This is a genomic window from Allgaiera indica, from assembly GCF_900106675.1.
In the GTDB taxonomy this organism is placed as follows: Bacteria; Pseudomonadota; Alphaproteobacteria; order Rhodobacterales; family Rhodobacteraceae; genus Acidimangrovimonas; species Acidimangrovimonas indica.
In genome coordinates, this window is the sequence record NZ_FNOB01000001.1 from 15,749 (window position 1) to 31,273 (window position 15,525).

Here is a 15,525-nt window from a genome sequence, read left to right on the forward strand (position 1 = left end):
CAGGCGGGCGCAAAAGACCGCCCACGCGCAAGGGACAGATCTGAAGGCAAGATGAGCGACGAGATCGAAATCACCCTTCTCTCCGGCCTGTCGGAGATTTCTGCCGCCGATTGGGATGCCTGCGCCTGCCCCGAGGCGGCCGATGGCGGCCGGCCGCTCGACCCGTTCACCACCCACCGGTTCCTGCTTGCGCTGGAACGCTCAAGCTCGGTCGGGCCGGGCACCGGCTGGGATCCGCGCCCGATGGTGGTGCGCGCCGAGGGCCGGGTGATCGCGGTCGCGCCGCTTTATGTGAAATCCCACAGCCAGGGCGAATACATCTTCGATTTCAACTGGGCCCATGCCTGGGAACGCGCCGGCGGGCGCTATTACCCCAAGCTGCAGGTCGCGGTGCCCTTCACCCCCGCCACCGGCCGGCGCCTGCTGACCCTGCCGGGGATGGAAGAAACCGGCCGCGCCGCGCTGGTGCAGGGCCTGGTGCAGATCGCCGACCGGAATGATCTAAGCTCGGTCCATATCACCTTCTGCACCGAGGCCGAGGCAAAGGCCGGCGCCGAGATGGGGCTGATGCACCGCATCACCCAGCAATTCCACTGGGAAAACGACGGGTTCTCTGATTTCGATGCCTTCCTGGGCGCGCTGTCGTCGCGCAAGCGCAAGACCCTGCGCAAGGAGCGCCGCACCGCGCAGGACTTCGGCGGCACGATCCAGGCCTTCACCGGCGACGCCCTGCGCCCCGAGCACTGGGATGCCTTCTGGCGCTTCTATCAGGACACCGGCGCGCGCAAGTGGGGCACGCCCTATCTGACACGGGCCTTCTTCGACGAGATCCACGCGACGATGGCCGAGGATATCCTGCTGGTGCTGGCCGAACGCGACGGGACGTGGGTCGCGGGCGCGCTGAACCTGATCGGGCGCGAAACGCTGTACGGCCGCTACTGGGGCTGCATCGAGGATCACCCCTGCCTGCATTTCGAACTGTGCTACTATCATGCCATCGACTATGCGATCGCGCAGGGGATGCAGCGGGTCGAGGCCGGCGCGCAGGGCGAGCACAAGCTGGCGCGGGGCTATCTGCCGGTGCAGACCCATTCGCTGCACTGGATCGCGGACGCCGGGCTGCGCCAGGCCATCGCCCGGTTCCTCGAGGCCGAGGAACGCGCGGTCGAGCATGAGATCGAGGTGCTTGGCGACTACGGCCCCTTTCGCAAGGGCGCCCCACAGCAGAGGGAAAGCTGATCATGGCCGAAAAACTTGCCCCCGACACCCGCGCGGCGGCGCTGACGGAACTGTCCGGGACCGGCTGGGCCGAGACGCCGGGCCGCGACGCAATCGCCAAGACCTTCCGTTTCGCCAATTTCGTCGAGGCCTTCGGCTGGATGACCCGGGTGGCGATCTGGGCCGAAAAATGGAACCACCACCCCGAGTGGCGCAATGTATATGCAACGGTCGAGGTCACACTAAGCACCCATGACGCGGCCGGCCTGACCGAACTGGACGTGAAACTGGCCAAGAAGATGGACGCACTCTCGACATGACTGATCTGATCACCAACATCTTCCACACCCCGCTTTTGCAGGGAAAATCCATCGCCGATGTGGTGACGATCCCCTTCCTGGCCTCGGTCGCGGGCAGCACGCTTACCGCCATTGCGATTCTGGTGGCGGGCTTCATCCTGGGGCGTTGGGCGGATCAGCGCATCAGCGGGCTCAGCCAGCGCTATGCGCGCCTTGACGACACGCTCTTTACCTTCCTGGGCAATATCACCCGCTACGCAGTGCTGACCTTCACTGTGCTTTTCGTGCTCAACACCTTCGGCATCCAGACGACCTCGATCGTCGCCGTGATCGGCGCCGCCGGCCTGGCGGTGGGGCTTGCCCTGCAAGGCACGCTGTCGAATGTCGCGGCCGGGGTGATGATCATCGTCTTCCGGCCGTTCAAGCTGGGTGATTTCGTGGCCGTCGCCTCGACCATGGGGACGGTGAAGTCGATCAACCTGAACTTCATCGAACTGGCGACGATAGACAATTTGCAGGTCATCGTGCCCAACGCCAAGGTCTGGGGCAACATGATCACCAATTACTCGGTCTATCCGACGCGGCGCGCGGAATGGACCTTCGGAGTGGGTTATGCCTCGGATCTGTCCAAGGTCGAAGGCGTGATCCGAGAGGTGCTTGCCGCCGACGCGCGCAGCCTGTCCGACCCGGAGCCCTTCGTGCAGGTTGCGGCGCTCAATGACAGTTCGGTCGATTTCCTGGTGCGCAACTGGGTGGCACGAGCGGATTACTTCGCCTATCGCAACGACATCACCCGCAAGATCAAAGAGGCCTTCGACGCCCACGGCATCGACATCCCCTTCCCGACGCGCACCATGGTGGCCGCCGGCGGCGTTGCACCGATAGCGCCCGGGGAAGAGGCCACCGCGACGCCGCCCGAGTCCGGCGACGGCACTGATCCGGCGACCACCGCGATGGCAGCGAAGGGCAGCGGGCTGGCGTGACAGCGGAACGACGGAGCGGCGGCGCCTAGCCTAGCGGGTGACGAAACTCTGCCAGATCCAGATCAACAGCAGCGCGCCGATCAGCGCACCCAGAAGGCCAGCCAGCGCACCGATCATGAACAGAAGCGCGCGCAGCAGCAGTGCGCCAAGCAGCGCGCCGACGATGCCGATCGCGATGGTCACCACCGGATTGGCCTCTACGTCCATCATCCGGGTCGCCATGTAGCCGGCAAGCGCCCCGATCGCGATCAGAATAACCAGGCCCATCTGGTGCTCCGTTCCCATCCCGTCCGCTGTCACATGTGGACTGGCGGCGCCAAGGTCAAGCGCGCCCGGGCCGCGCCCTAGCCCAGGCGGATCGGCAGATCCCAGCCGCGCAGCAGATCCTGCGCCGCCATCGGCCGCTTGCCCGGGCGCTGGGCCAGCGTCACCTCGACGGCGCCGTCGCCGCAGGCGATGGTCAGCCCCCCCAGCACCGTGCCGGGTTCGCCCCCCCGCGCCTGTCCCGCGACAGCGCGGCAGCGCAGCAGTTTCAGCCGCTCTTCCCCGACCGCGACCCAGGCGCCGGGAAACGGCGACAGGCCGCGGATCAAGCGGCAGACCTCTTCGGCCGGGCGGGTGAAATCCACCCGCGCCTCGGCCTTGTCGATCTTCGCGGCATAGGTCACGCCTTCCTCGGGCTGCGGCACGGGCGTCAGGCTGTCCAGCCGGTCGAGCGCCTCGACGATCGCCTCGGCGCCCAGTGCCGAAAGCCGGTCATGCAGGTCGGCGGTGGTTTCCTCGGGCCCGATGGGGGTGGCGCGGCGCAGCAGCACCGGCCCGGTATCCAGCCCGGCCTCCATCTGCATGACGCAGATCCCGGTCTCGGCATCGCCGGCCATGATCGCGCGGTGGATCGGCGCTGCCCCGCGCCAACGCGGCAACAGTGACGCATGGATGTTCAGGCAGCCATGTCGTGGCGCATCCAGCACCGCCTGCGGCAGGATCAGCCCATAGGCCACCACAACGGCGACCTCCGCGCCCAGCGCGGCGAACTCGGCCTGGGCCGCCTCACCCTTCAGGCTTTTGGGGTGGCGAACGGGAAGGCCCAGCGCCTCGGCCCGCGCCTGCACCGGGCTGAGGCGGTCCTTCTTGCCGCGCCCGGCGGGGCGCGGCGGCTGGCAGTAGACACAGGCGATCTCGTGCCGCGCGGCCAGGGCTTCGAGCACCGGGACCGAGAAATCGGGCGTGCCCATGAAGACGATCCGCATCAGCCCCTCCCCGCCTTTTCGGCGCGCTTGATCAGCCGCTCGCGCTTCAGCCGCGACAGGCGGTCGAAATACATCCGGCCCTGCAGATGGTCGATCTGATGCTGCACGCTGGTGGCCCAGAGATCGACGAAATCGCGTTCTTCCCACGCGCCGTCGGCGTTGAGGAACCGCACCGTCACGGCCCGCGGCCGCGCGATCACCGCCGAGACGCCGGGCAGGTTGGGGCTGGCTTCCTCGTGCTCGCGCGACTGGACCGAGGCGTGCAGGATCTCGGGGTTGGCCATCCGCACCGCCTGGCCGCGCATTTCCGAGCAATCCACCACGGCAAGGCAGTGCATCACCCCGATCTGCGGCCCGGCAAGCCCGTAGCCGGGCATCGCGTCCATGGTTTCGATCATGTCGCCCCAGATGCGGCGGATCTCGTCGGTCACCTCCGTGACCGGCGCGGCGGCGGTGCGCAGGCGTTTGTCGGGCCAGGGCAGGAAGGGGCGGATCACGGGCGATAGGCCTCCTCGGCCGCGGCACGCGCCTCGGGGTCGAGACGATGGAAGGTGACGATGCCGTCGAGATGGTCATATTCGTGCTGAACGATGCGCGCGGCGGGGCCGTCGAACCATTCGTCGCGCGCGGCGCCATCGATCGCGGTCCAGCGCAGCCGCACCCGCGCGGGGCGGGTGACGCGGGCGCTGACGCCGGGGATCGAAAGGCAGGCCTCGTCCATCGCGACCTGGTCATCGGAGGCGGCGACGACACTGGGGTTCACGACGATGCGCGGCGCCGGGCGGCCGTCCTTCCACGAGGCGTCCATCACGAAGAGCCGCAGCATCGCGCCCACTTGCGGCCCCGCCAGCCCGCGGCCCGGCGCATCGTACATGGTTTCCAGCATGTCCTGGGCCAGACGGCGTAGATCGGTATCGACGGCGGGCACGGGGGCGCAGCGCCGGGTCAGCCGGGGGTCGGGCCAGGTGACGATGGGCAGCAGGCTCACGCCCGGGCCTTCTCTCGCTTCAGCTTGACCATCTTGCGGGTGATCATCTGACGTTTCAGCGGTTTGAGGTAGTCGATGAACAGTTTGCCGTTCAGATGGTCGATCTCATGCTGGACACAGGTCGCCCAGAGGCCGTCGAACGCTTCCTCGTGGCGCTTGCCGTCAAGGCCGGTCCAGGCCACGCGCACTTCGGCGGGGCGCTCGACCTCGGCATATTGCTCGGGGATCGAAAGGCAGCCTTCCTCATAGGTGTTCGTCGCTTCCGATGTCCAGGTGACCTCGGGGTTGAACAGCACCATGGGGCGTGGCGGGGCCTCGGCGTCCTTCACGCAATCCATCACCAGAAGTCGGCTGAGCACGCCGACCTGCGGCGCGGCCAGGCCGATGCCGGGGGCGTCATACATGGTTTCCAGCATGTCCTCGGCCAGCTTGCCCAGCTCTGGCGTGATGATGCCCACGGGATCGGCGACCTTCTTGAGGCGCGGGTCGGGGTGGATCAGGATCGGTTTGATGCTCATGCGCAGGATTTAGGCGATCGCGCGCGCCCGCGCAACGGGCAGGCGCGCGCAAGAGCCGGGCGAAGGATCGCGGGCGGGCGGCGGCGCCGCGCAGGGTCAACAGCGCGGGCGCGGCCCTCTAGCCCTCGATCGCGGCCCGCCAGTGGCGCCGGCACAGCGCGACATAGCTTTCGTTGCCGCCGATCTGCACCTGGGCACCATCCCTGACCACCCGGCCATCGGCATCCTTGCGCACGACCATGGTGGCCTTCTTGCCGCAATGGCAGATGGTGCGCACCTCGCGCATCTCGTCCGCCAGCGCCAGAAGCGCGGCCGAGCCGGGGAACAGCTTGCCCTGGAAATCGACGCGCAGGCCGTAGCACATGATCGGCACCCGCAGATCATCCACCACGCGGGCCAGTTGCCAGACCTGATCCTCGCTCAGGAACTGGGCCTCGTCGAAGAAGACGCAGGCGACGGGGCCGGCATCAAGCCGCGCCTTGATCTTGGCGAAGAGGTCCTCGCCCGGGGCGAAGGTATCCGCGGCCTCGCCGATCCCGATGCGCGACCCGATCCGCCCCTCGCCCGCCCGGTCGTCGAACTGCGCGGTCACCAGATAGGTCTGCATCCCGCGCTCGCGGTAGTTGTGCGACGCCTGCAGAAGCAGCGTCGACTTGCCCGCGTTCATGGTGGAATAGTGGAAATAGAGCTTGGCCATGAGGGGGATTTGCCCGGTTGCGGCGCGGGGATCAAGACCGGGCGGGGCGCTACCGGGGAAAAGCGTCGCTGCAAGCCCGCGCGCCCGGCACTACCGCCGGGCGTTCGGCCGTGAAATCGCTCCGCCGGAGCGATTTCGCCCCGGCAGGGCCGGGGTCGGGCCTCATCCCTGCAGCGTGCGCACCCCGATCTCGCCGTCGCCGCGGGCCTTCATCGCCTCGACCGCGGCGATCGAACCCGCCGCCGTGGTGTAATAGGCGATCTTGTCGTAAAGCGCGACCGCGCGGATCTCGCGGCTGTCCTCGATCGCCTGCGCGCCCTCGGTGGTGTTGAAGACCAGCGCGACCTCGCCGTTCTTCATCCGGTCGACGATGTTCGGGCGCCCCTCATAGACCTTGTTCACCACCTCGCAGGCCACGCCCGCCCCTTCCAGGAAGGCCGCCGTGCCACGCGTGGCGACGACGAAAAAGCCCATGCCCACCAGATCGCGCACCGCCCGGGCCATCGCCTCGGTCTTGTCGGCATCCCTGATCGAGACGAACACCCGGCCCTCGTCCGGCAGCTTCGTGCCCGCGCCCATCTGCGCCTTCAGGAAGGCCAGCGCGAAGGTCCGATCCCAGCCCATCACCTCGCCGGTCGAGCGCATCTCGGGGCCAAGGATCGTGTCGACGCCGGGGAAGCGGGCAAACGGCATCACCGCCTCCTTCACGCTGAACCACGGCGTCTTCGGGTCGGCCAGCGTCAGCGGGTCGGCCAGCGGCAGCGGCGTATCGGGGCCCACCCCTTCGGGGTAGGGCGCGCGCATCGGGAAGGCAGACAGTTTCTCGCCCGCCATCAGCCGAGCGGCGATCGAGGCGATGGCGCTGTCGGTGGCCTTGGCCACGAAGGGCACGGTGCGCGAGGCACGCGGGTTCACCTCCAGCACATAGATCACCCCGTCCTTGATCGCGAATTGCACGTTCATCAGGCCGACGACGTTCAGCCCCTTGGCCATCAGCACCGTCTGGCGCTTCAGCTCCTCGACCGTGTCGCGCGACAGCGAATGCGGCGGCAGGCAGCAGGCGCTATCGCCCGAATGCACCCCGGCTTCCTCGATATGCTCCATGATCCCTGCGACATGCACGGTCTCGCCATCGCACAGCGCATCCACGTCGACCTCGATCGCGCCGGTCAGGTAGCTGTCCAGCAGCACCGGGTTCTTGCCCGACACGTTCACCGCCTCGCGAATGTAGCGTTCCAGGTGCGCGTCGTCGCGCACGATCTCCATCGCGCGGCCGCCCAGAACATAGGAGGGCCGGATCACCAGCGGATAGCCCACATCGGCCGCGATGCGGAAAGCCTCGGCGTCGGAATGGGCGATGCCGTTGACCGGCTGTTTGAGGCCCAGCTTGTTGAGAAGCTTCTGGAACCGCTCGCGGTCTTCGGCGAGGTCGATCGCGTCGGGAGAGGTGCCGAGAATCGGGATGCCCTCGGCCTCGAGCGCATTGGCCAGCTTCAGCGGCGTCTGGCCGCCGAACTGGACGATGACGCCATGGAGCGTGCCGCGCTCCTGCTCCACCCGCAGGATTTCCAGCACGTGTTCCAGTGTCAGCGGTTCGAAATAGAGCCGGTCCGAAGTGTCGTAATCGGTGCTGACCGTCTCGGGGTTGCAATTGACCATGATCGTCTCATAGCCCGCGTCGGTCAGCGCGAAACAGGCATGGCAGCAGCAATAGTCGAATTCGATCCCCTGGCCGATCCGGTTCGGACCGCCGCCCAGGATCACAACCTTCTTGCGGTCCGAGGGCCGCGCCTCGCATTCGACCTCGCCCATCACCGGGCTTTCATAGGTGGAATACATATAGGGGGTCTGGGCCTCGAATTCGGCCGCACAGGTGTCGATGCGCTTGAACACCGCCTTGACGCCTAGATTGCGCCGGGCGCGGCGGACCTGGCCTTCGTCGCGGCCGGTCAGCTTGGCCAGGCGCGCGTCGGTGAAGCCCATCATCTTGAGCCGGCGCAGGCCGTCCTCGTTCATCGGCAGGCCTTCGCGGCGGATCTCTTCTTCGGACTCGACGATCTCGCGGATGCGGTCCAGGAACCACGGATCAAAGGCGGTGGCATGCTGGATCTCGTCGTTCGTCAGCCCGTGGCGCATGGCCTGGGCGATCAGGCGCAGCCGGTCCGGCGTCTGGGCGCTGAGCACCTTGATGATCGCGGCCTTGCCAGCGGGGCCGTCAGCCCCCGGAATCGCGATCTCGTCAAAGCCGGTCAGCCCGGTCTCCAGGCTCGCCAGTGCCTTTTGCAGCGATTCGTGGATGGTGCGGCCGATCGCCATCGCCTCGCCGACCGACTTCATCGCGGTGGTCAGTTCGGCCTTGGCACCGGGGAACTTCTCGAAGGCGAAGCGCGGGATCTTGGTGACGACATAGTCGATGGTCGGCTCGAACGAGGCCGGGGTGACCTTGGTGATGTCGTTGTCCAACTCGTCCAGCGTATAGCCCACCGCCAGCTTCGCCGCGATCTTGGCGATCGGAAAGCCGGTGGCCTTCGATGCCAGCGCCGAGGACCGGCTGACCCGGGGGTTCATCTCGATCACCACCATCCGGCCGTCGGCGGGGTTGATCGCCCATTGCACGTTGGAGCCGCCGGTCTCGACCCCGATCTCGCGCAGCACGGCGATCGAGCCGTTGCGCATGATCTGGTATTCCTTGTCGGTCAGCGTCAGCGCCGGGGCGACGGTGATCGAATCGCCCGTGTGCACGCCCATCGGGTCGACGTTCTCGATCGCGCAGACGATGATGGCGTTGTCGGCGCGGTCGCGCACGACTTCCATCTCGTATTCCTTCCAGCCCAGAAGCGATTCATCGACCAGGATCTGCGCCATCGGCGAGGCATCCAGTCCCGACCGGCAGATGCGTTCGTAATCGTCGCGGTTATAGGCCACGCCGCCGCCGGTGCCGCCCAGGGTGAAGGCAGGGCGGATGATCGCGGGCAGGCCGATCTCTTCCAGCGCGTCCATCGCCTGGGCCACGCCGGCCTTGATGTCGTACTTGCCGTTCGCCAGCTTCGGCGCGGCGATGATCGTGGCCTTGGGGTTCTCGATCCCCAGCCGGTCCATCGCCTCGCGAAACAGCTTGCGGTCCTCGGCCATCTCGATGGCATCGCGGTTGGCGCCGATCAGCTCGACGCCGAACTTGTCCAGCACGCCCATATCCGCCAGCGCCAGCGAGGTGTTCAGCCCGGTCTGGCCGCCCATGGTGGGCAGCAGGGCGTCGGGGCGCTCTTCCTCGATGATGCGCGCGACAACCTCGGGGGTGATTGGCTCGATATAGGTGGCATCGGCCAACCCCGGATCGGTCATGATCGTCGCGGGGTTCGAGTTCACCAGGATCACCCGGTAGCCTTCCTCGCGCAGGGCCTTGCAGGCCTGGGCGCCGGAATAGTCGAACTCGCAGGCCTGGCCGATGATGATGGGGCCGGCTCCGATGATCATGATCGACTTGATATCGGTTCTCTTCGGCATCGTCCTGACCCCCAATCGCGCAAATTGTCGGGGTTATAGCCACCAAGGCGCCACGCGCAAGCCCAGAAGGGCGCCGTCGGCGGGCGCGGCGCGGAATCTCGGCTGCGTTCACGGCGTCGTGCCGGCCCGGGCCTCTTCGATCTCGACCAGATTGCCCTCGGGGTCGCGCATGTAGACCACCAGGACCGGCGCCCCGGCCACGCCGAGATCTGTGATCTCGCCCTGCGCGCGGCCGCCCGCGCCCAAGATCGCGGCGCGGGTTTCGCGGATGTCGTCCACGGCAAAGGAGATATGCCCATAGCCCGGCGCGTTCACGGCGGGCGGCGGGCGATCCACGGCCCGGTCATATTGGTGGATCTCCAGGAAAGGGGCTTCGACCCCCGGCAGCGTCAGCCAGACCGACAGCAGCCCCACCCTCGGCAAGCCATTGCCGCGGGCGACGGCCGTGCCCAAAAGCCGCCGCGGCGGGCGCCGTTCCTTGCATCCGAAGACCCCGGCGTAGAAGCGCGCGAGCCCGGGGGCGTCGCGCGCCACGATTCAAAGATGGGTGAACCTCATTCCACCCGCCGCGCCTATTCCGCCGCGCGGCGCTGCACCTGTTGGGAATGTTCCGCCGCGTCGACGTATAGATAGTCGCGTGTCAGCGGCACCGCGTCCTGCTTGTGGGCCAGCTGGATCTGGAACACGCATTGGCCGTTGTAGCGGAAGGTCAGTTCAGACCCGATCAGGTAATAGCGCCACATCCGGCAGAAACGCTCGTCATAAAGCGCCTTGGCCCTGTCGATATTGGCCATGAAGCGGTCATGCCAGTTCTTCAGCGTCTCGGCATAATGCAGGCGCCAGATCTCGATGTCGGTCTCGTATAGGTGTTCGCGCTCCATCGCCGCCATGGTCTCGGACAGCGAAGGGCAGTAGCCGCCGGGGAAGATGTACTTGGTGATCCAGGGACTGGTGGCGCCCGGCGGCGTGGGCCGGCCGATGAAATGGATCAGCGCGATCCCGCCGGGCGCCAGCCGGTCATGCACGGCACGGAAATAGGTGCGGTACTGCGGCACGCCGACATGTTCGAACATGCCGACCGAGACGATCCGGTCGAACTGCCCCGAGACGTTGCGGTAATCGCAAAGCCGGAATTCGACCTGATCCTCCAGCCCCGCGTCCTTGGCGCGCTGGACGGCCACCTTGTATTGCTCCTCGCTCAGCGTCACGCCCAGGACCTTGGCGCCGTAATCGCGCGCCAGCGTCAGCGCCAGCCCGCCCCAACCGCAGCCGATATCCAGCACCGTCATCCCCCGCTCGATCAGCAGCTTCTTGGCGATGTGGTGCTTCTTGGCCGACTGGGCTTCTTCCAGCGTGTAATCGGGGTCGCGGAAATAGGCGCAGGAATATTGCCGGTCCTCATCCAGGAACAGATCGTATAGCTCGCCCGAAAGGTCGTAATGATGCGCCACGTTGCGCTTCGCGCGGCTGGCGGGATTGAACTGTTCGATCCAGCGCATCAGCCTGTGCATCTTCATCGTCCATTCGCGCCAGTTCCTGGGCGCGGCGGCGACATTGGACAAGGCCAGCGTCAGCATCCCGTAAAGGTCGTCGTCCTTGATCACCACCGAGCCGTCCATGTAGCCCTCGCCCAGCGCCATGTCCGGGTTCAGCACCAGCTTGCGCGGCAAGGCCGGATCGGTCAGGCTGACCTCCACCGTCGGCGCGCCGCCGTCGCCGTGGCGTAAGGTCTTGCCGTCCGGCATATGCATGATCAGCGTTCCATGCCGAACAAGCCCCGACAACATTCGGTCAAGAAGCCAGGTCCACATCCACACCCTCCTTCCGATCGTTTTCTGCGGATCTTCCCCTTCGGGAACACAAATTCATTGCCCCCACCTTCGAAAATCTAGGACGGATTGTCGCGCAGGCAAAGGCCCGATTCCGGCAGGATCCGGCCGCCGCACAATCCTCGGCGGCGATCGCCGCGGAACCGGCTTTCGCCCTCGCCCGCTTGACTTCCCGGCCCGCGCGGGGTGTATCGGCGCGAAACCACACCCGCGCCTCGCAAAGGGGAAGATCATGCACGCCTATCGCAGCCATACCTGCGCCGCCCTGACCAAGGCCGATGTCGGCCAGACCGTCCGTCTTTCCGGCTGGGTCCACCGGGTCCGCGACCACGGCGGCGTGCTGTTCATCGACCTGCGCGATCATTACGGCATGACCCAGGTGCTGGCCGACAGCGACTCGCCCGCCTTCAAGGAGGTCGAGAAGGTGCGCGCCGAATGGGTGATCCAGATCGAAGGTACGGTGAAGGCCCGCGACGCGGCGCTGGTAAACCCCAAGCTGCCGACCGGCGAGATCGAGGTCTATATCCGCGACCTCACCGTGCTGGGCCCGGCCGAGGAACTGCCGCTGCCGGTCTTCGGCGATCAGGACTACCCCGAGGAGACGCGCCTTGCCTACCGCTTCCTCGACCTGCGCCGCGAGAGCCTGCACCAGAACATGATGCTGCGCTCGCGCGTTATCAAATCCATGCGCGACCGGATGTGGAATTCGGGCTTTACCGAGTTCCAGACCCCGATCATCACCGCTTCCAGCCCCGAGGGCGCGCGCGATTTCCTGGTGCCGTCGCGGCTGCATCCGGGCAAGTTCTACGCCCTGCCCCAAGCGCCGCAGCAGTTCAAGCAGCTGATCATGGTGGCGGGGTTCGACCGCTACTTCCAGATCGCGCCGTGCTTTCGCGACGAGGATCCGCGCGCCGACCGCTCGCCCACCGACTTCTACCAGCTCGACGTCGAGATGAGCTTTGTCGAGCAGGAGGACGTGTTCCAGGCGGTCGAACCGGTGCTGCGCGGCACCTTCGAGGAATTCGCCGACGGCAAGCGCGTCGATCAGGACTGGCCGCGCATCGCCTATCGCGACGCCGCGCTCTGGTACGGCTCGGACAAGCCCGACCTGCGCAACCCGATCAAGATGCAGGATGTCAGCGAGCATTTCCGCGGCTCCGGCTTCGCGATCTTCGCGAAACTGCTGGAGACAGAAGGCAACGAGATCCGCGCAATCCCGGCGCCGACCGGCGGCAGCCGCAAGTTCTGCGACCGCATGAACGCCTTCGCCCAACAACAGGGCCTGCCGGGGATGGGGTATATCTTCTGGCGCGACCAGGGGGGCGAGATGGAAGCCGCGGGCCCCCTTGCCAAGAACATCGGCCCCGAGCGGACCGAGGCCATCCGCCAGCAGCTGGGCCTTGGCGTGGGCGACGCGGCGTTCTTCCTGGGCGGCAAGCCGAAGGTGTTCGAACCCGTCGCCGGCCGCGCCCGCAACGTCATCGGCGAGGAACTGGGCCTGACCGAAAAGGACCGCTTCGCCTTTGCCTGGATCGTCGATTTTCCGATCTACGAGAAGGACCCCGAGACCGGCAAGATCGACTTCGAACACAACCCGTTCTCGATGCCGCAAGGCGGCCTCGAGGCGCTGCAGGGCGATCCGCTGGACGTGCTGGGCTATCAGTACGACCTTGCCTGCAACGGGTATGAGATCCTCTCGGGTGCGATCCGCAACCACCGCCCCGAGATCATGTTCAAGGCCTTCGAGATCGCGGGCTACCCCAAGGAAGAGGTCGAGAAACGCTTTGGCGGCATGGTCAAGGCGTTCCGCTATGGCGCGCCGCCCCACGGCGGTTGCGCGGCGGGGATCGACCGGATCGTGATGCTGCTGGCCGATACGGTCAACATCCGCGAGGTCATCATGTTCCCCATGAACCAGCGCGCCGAGGACCTGATGATGAACGCCCCCTCGGACCCCACGAACGAGCAGCTTCGTGAACTCGGCCTGCGGGTGGTCCCGCACGAGGACTAGGCCCGGCACCGCCCCCCGGCCAGAACCGCCTCTTTCACTTTGGCACACATATCCTCGGGGGGCGCAGGGGGGCAGACAGCCCCCCGCCCGCGGCCTTGCCTCGCACACCGGCGCCGCCCCTATTCCTCGACCTGATCGTCCGCCTTCGCGTCGACCATCCCCTTTTCTTTCACCTTGCGGCTGCGAAACGCCGCTCCGTACTGCGCCGCGCGATCGTCGTCGATCACTTCGCGCGCGCGGGCGAAGATGTCGCGCTCTTCCTCGTCCATGTGATGGGTGTAGTCATGCTGCAGCTTGCTGAACTTGTTCAGCCACCCGGACGACGACATGTCCATCTCGTTCAGCGCGTCGAGCAGATCGTCCAGTTCGGCATGTTCCTGCACCGAATGGCGCGCCGCATCCTGGCCCCAGGTCTTTTCCATCAGCTTCGAATAGAAGGTCTCTTCCTCGGCTGCCGCATGGGATTTGATGTCATAATAGAACGTCTCCCAGGCTGCCTTGCGGTCGGCGCTGGCGCCCTCGGTATCGGCGATCCGGGCCATCAGTTCGCGATGCTTGTCGTGGTCGGCTGTGATCTCGGCATAGATGTCGGGCATTATCCTCTCCTCGTCTTGCGCCACCTGACCAGAACCGCCCATCCCCCGGATTGTTCCGCGGTCGCGTCACGATGGGCGATTTCCCAACGCCGCCCCGCCGCGCCCGCGCAGCCAAATTGGTTCGAAAGCGACGGAATGTCTCTCACGCCGCGTTCGCGGGGAATGATACACTAAGCCTGTTCACCCGCGGCCCGACGGCACCCCATGCGCCGGACCGCCCCCGAGGAGACGCAGTTGAGCTATTCCCCCACGATCGCCGCGATCCGCTTCGGCTATGGCCTGTCGCCCGACATCGCCCCGCCGGCGGATCCGCAGGCGCTGCTGGCAGGACTGCGGGCGCCGGACATGGTTGCCAAGACATATCCCCTGCCCTCGCTCGTCCAGGCGGTGGACGGCGCGCGGGCGCTGCGCGAGGCCCGCGCGATGGAAAAGATGGCGGGCGACGGCAGCCGACAGGACCGGGTGCGCGCGGCACGGCTGGCCCTGCGCGGCGCCCAGGCGCGGGCCTTCGTCAGCCAGTTGCAGCGCGCGGTGCACTCGTCCGACGGCTTTCGCGAGCGGCTGCAATATTTCTGGGCCAATCACTTCACCGTCGCCGCCAAGGGGCCGGCGATGGCCCTGCTGCCCTATGCCTTCGCCGAAGAAGCCATCCGCCCGCATCTGGCGGGCCACTTCGCCGACATGCTGAAGGCCGCGACGACCCATCCGGCGATGCTGATCTATCTGGATCAAAACAGCTCGGTCGGGCCGCGGTCGCGGGCCGCGCTGCGCGCCGACGCGGCCCACAAGCGCAAGTTCGGCCTGAACGAGAACCTCGCCCGCGAATTGCTGGAACTGCACACGCTGGGCGTCGGTGCCCCCTATACCCAGACCGATGTGCGCCAATTCGCCAAGCTGCTGACCGGCCTGGGCTTCAACAGCGAGGGCGGCTTTGTCTTCCGCCCCGGCCGGGCCGAACCGGGGGCCGAAACCGTTCTGGGCCGCCGCTATGGCGGCGAGGAGCCGGCGCGGCTGTCGGATATCTACGCCGCGCTCGACGACATCGCCGTGCATCCGGCCACCGCACGGCACCTGTCGCGCGAACTGGCCGTGCATTTCGTCTCGGACCGGCCCGATCCCGGGATGGTGTCCGCGATGACCGAGGCCTACCAGCGCTCGGACGGGCACCTGCCCACGGTCTACGCGGCGATGCTGGCCCATCCCGCGGCCTGGGCGCCGATCGGACCCGCGGGCAAGGCGCGCCAGCCCTGGGATTTCATCGCAGCCTCGCTGCGCGGGCTGGGCACGCCGCCGGAAACCCTGGCCGGCCTGGATCCCGGGCGGGTGCAACGCTTCCTGGCGGTGCCGCTGAAGTTGATGGGCCAGCCCTGGCAGCAGCCATCGGGACCCGACGGCTGGCACGAGGACGCCAGCGCCTGGATCACCCCGCAGGGTCTGGCCGCGCGGATCGGCTGGGCGATGAAGGCCGGGCGCTTCACGGATGACGAATTGCCCGACCCGCGCGAATTCGCCCGGACCGCGCTGGCCGAGGCCGCCAGCCCGACGCTGATTACCGCCGCGCGGCGGGCCGAAAGCAAAGCCGAAGGCGTGGGGCTGATCCTGGCCTCGGCCGATTTCAACCGCCGCTGAACG

15 protein-coding genes are annotated in these 15,525 nt (G+C 67.0%); 5 read left to right on the forward strand and 10 right to left on the reverse strand.

Annotated elements, in window-relative coordinates:
- Positions 1-51: 51 nt before the first annotated feature.
- The 3 genes from BLV97_RS00080 to BLV97_RS00090 are packed head-to-tail and all read left to right on the forward strand — an operon-like array spanning position 52 to position 2,500.
- Positions 52-1,239, forward strand: coding sequence for a GNAT family N-acetyltransferase (locus BLV97_RS00080; RefSeq protein ID WP_035839619.1), 1,188 nt, complete (start codon positions 52-54; stop codon positions 1,237-1,239).
- Positions 1,240-1,241: 2 nt separating this feature from the next.
- Entirely contained in the window at positions 1,242-1,538 is a 297-nt protein-coding gene (locus BLV97_RS00085; RefSeq protein WP_035839617.1) for a 4a-hydroxytetrahydrobiopterin dehydratase, read from the forward strand.
- Entirely contained in the window at positions 1,535-2,500 is a 966-nt protein-coding gene (locus BLV97_RS00090) for a mechanosensitive ion channel family protein (RefSeq protein WP_081824938.1), read from the forward strand. Before BLV97_RS00085 ends, BLV97_RS00090 begins: the two co-directional genes overlap by 4 nt.
- 30 nt (positions 2,501-2,530) lie before the next feature.
- On the opposite strand, the gene BLV97_RS00095 is transcribed toward BLV97_RS00090, so the two are convergent.
- The 9 genes from BLV97_RS00095 to BLV97_RS00135 form a co-directional block, all read right to left on the reverse strand.
- Positions 2,531-2,767: a GlsB/YeaQ/YmgE family stress response membrane protein gene (locus tag BLV97_RS00095; protein ID WP_035839614.1), complete on the reverse strand. Its 237-nt coding sequence runs from the start codon at positions 2,765-2,767 to the stop codon at positions 2,531-2,533.
- Positions 2,768-2,844: 77 nt separating this feature from the next.
- Complete coding sequence (gene fmt, locus BLV97_RS00100; RefSeq protein ID WP_035839611.1) at positions 2,845-3,750, reverse strand: methionyl-tRNA formyltransferase; 906 nt, start codon at positions 3,748-3,750, stop codon at positions 2,845-2,847.
- Positions 3,750-4,247 (reverse strand): peptide deformylase, encoded by a 498-nt coding sequence (gene def / locus BLV97_RS00105; protein ID WP_035839608.1) that lies wholly within the window; start codon positions 4,245-4,247, stop codon positions 3,750-3,752. The genes fmt and def (BLV97_RS00105) overlap by 1 nt, the downstream gene beginning before the upstream one ends.
- Positions 4,244-4,738, reverse strand: coding sequence for a peptide deformylase (gene def, locus BLV97_RS00110; protein WP_035839605.1), 495 nt, complete (start codon positions 4,736-4,738; stop codon positions 4,244-4,246). Before def (BLV97_RS00110) ends, def (BLV97_RS00105) begins: the two co-directional genes overlap by 4 nt.
- Positions 4,735-5,256 carry a peptide deformylase gene (gene def, locus BLV97_RS00115; RefSeq protein WP_035839603.1) on the reverse strand — a complete coding sequence of 174 codons (522 nt, stop codon included), beginning with the start codon at positions 5,254-5,256 and terminating at the stop codon, positions 4,735-4,737. Before def (BLV97_RS00115) ends, def (BLV97_RS00110) begins: the two co-directional genes overlap by 4 nt.
- Positions 5,257-5,374: 118 nt before the next feature.
- Positions 5,375-5,953: a thymidine kinase gene (locus BLV97_RS00120; RefSeq protein ID WP_035839600.1), complete on the reverse strand. Its 579-nt coding sequence runs from the start codon at positions 5,951-5,953 to the stop codon at positions 5,375-5,377.
- 162 nt (positions 5,954-6,115) lie between these two features.
- Positions 6,116-9,457, reverse strand: a complete 3,342-nt coding sequence (gene carB / locus BLV97_RS00125) for a carbamoyl-phosphate synthase large subunit (RefSeq protein WP_035839598.1) — start codon at positions 9,455-9,457, stop codon at positions 6,116-6,118.
- A gap of 108 nt (positions 9,458-9,565) precedes the next feature.
- Positions 9,566-9,991: a VOC family protein gene (locus BLV97_RS00130; protein ID WP_244520921.1), complete on the reverse strand. Its 426-nt coding sequence runs from the start codon at positions 9,989-9,991 to the stop codon at positions 9,566-9,568.
- Between the two features lie 38 nt (positions 9,992-10,029).
- Positions 10,030-11,268, reverse strand: coding sequence for an SAM-dependent methyltransferase (locus BLV97_RS00135; RefSeq protein WP_035839595.1), 1,239 nt, complete (start codon positions 11,266-11,268; stop codon positions 10,030-10,032).
- A gap of 250 nt (positions 11,269-11,518) precedes the next feature.
- Between BLV97_RS00135 and aspS the strand changes: the two genes are divergently transcribed.
- Positions 11,519-13,297, forward strand: coding sequence for an aspartate--tRNA ligase (gene aspS, locus BLV97_RS00140; RefSeq protein WP_035839591.1), 1,779 nt, complete (start codon positions 11,519-11,521; stop codon positions 13,295-13,297).
- 119 nt (positions 13,298-13,416) lie between these two features.
- Here aspS and BLV97_RS00145 read toward each other — a convergent pair whose 3' ends face one another.
- Entirely contained in the window at positions 13,417-13,893 is a 477-nt protein-coding gene (locus BLV97_RS00145) for a hemerythrin domain-containing protein (RefSeq protein ID WP_035839588.1), read from the reverse strand.
- Between the two features lie 234 nt (positions 13,894-14,127).
- Here BLV97_RS00145 and BLV97_RS00150 point away from each other — a divergent pair, with 234 nt between their 5' ends.
- Positions 14,128-15,522, forward strand: a complete 1,395-nt coding sequence (locus BLV97_RS00150) for a DUF1800 domain-containing protein (RefSeq protein WP_035839586.1) — start codon at positions 14,128-14,130, stop codon at positions 15,520-15,522.
- Positions 15,523-15,525: the final 3 nt, after the last annotated feature.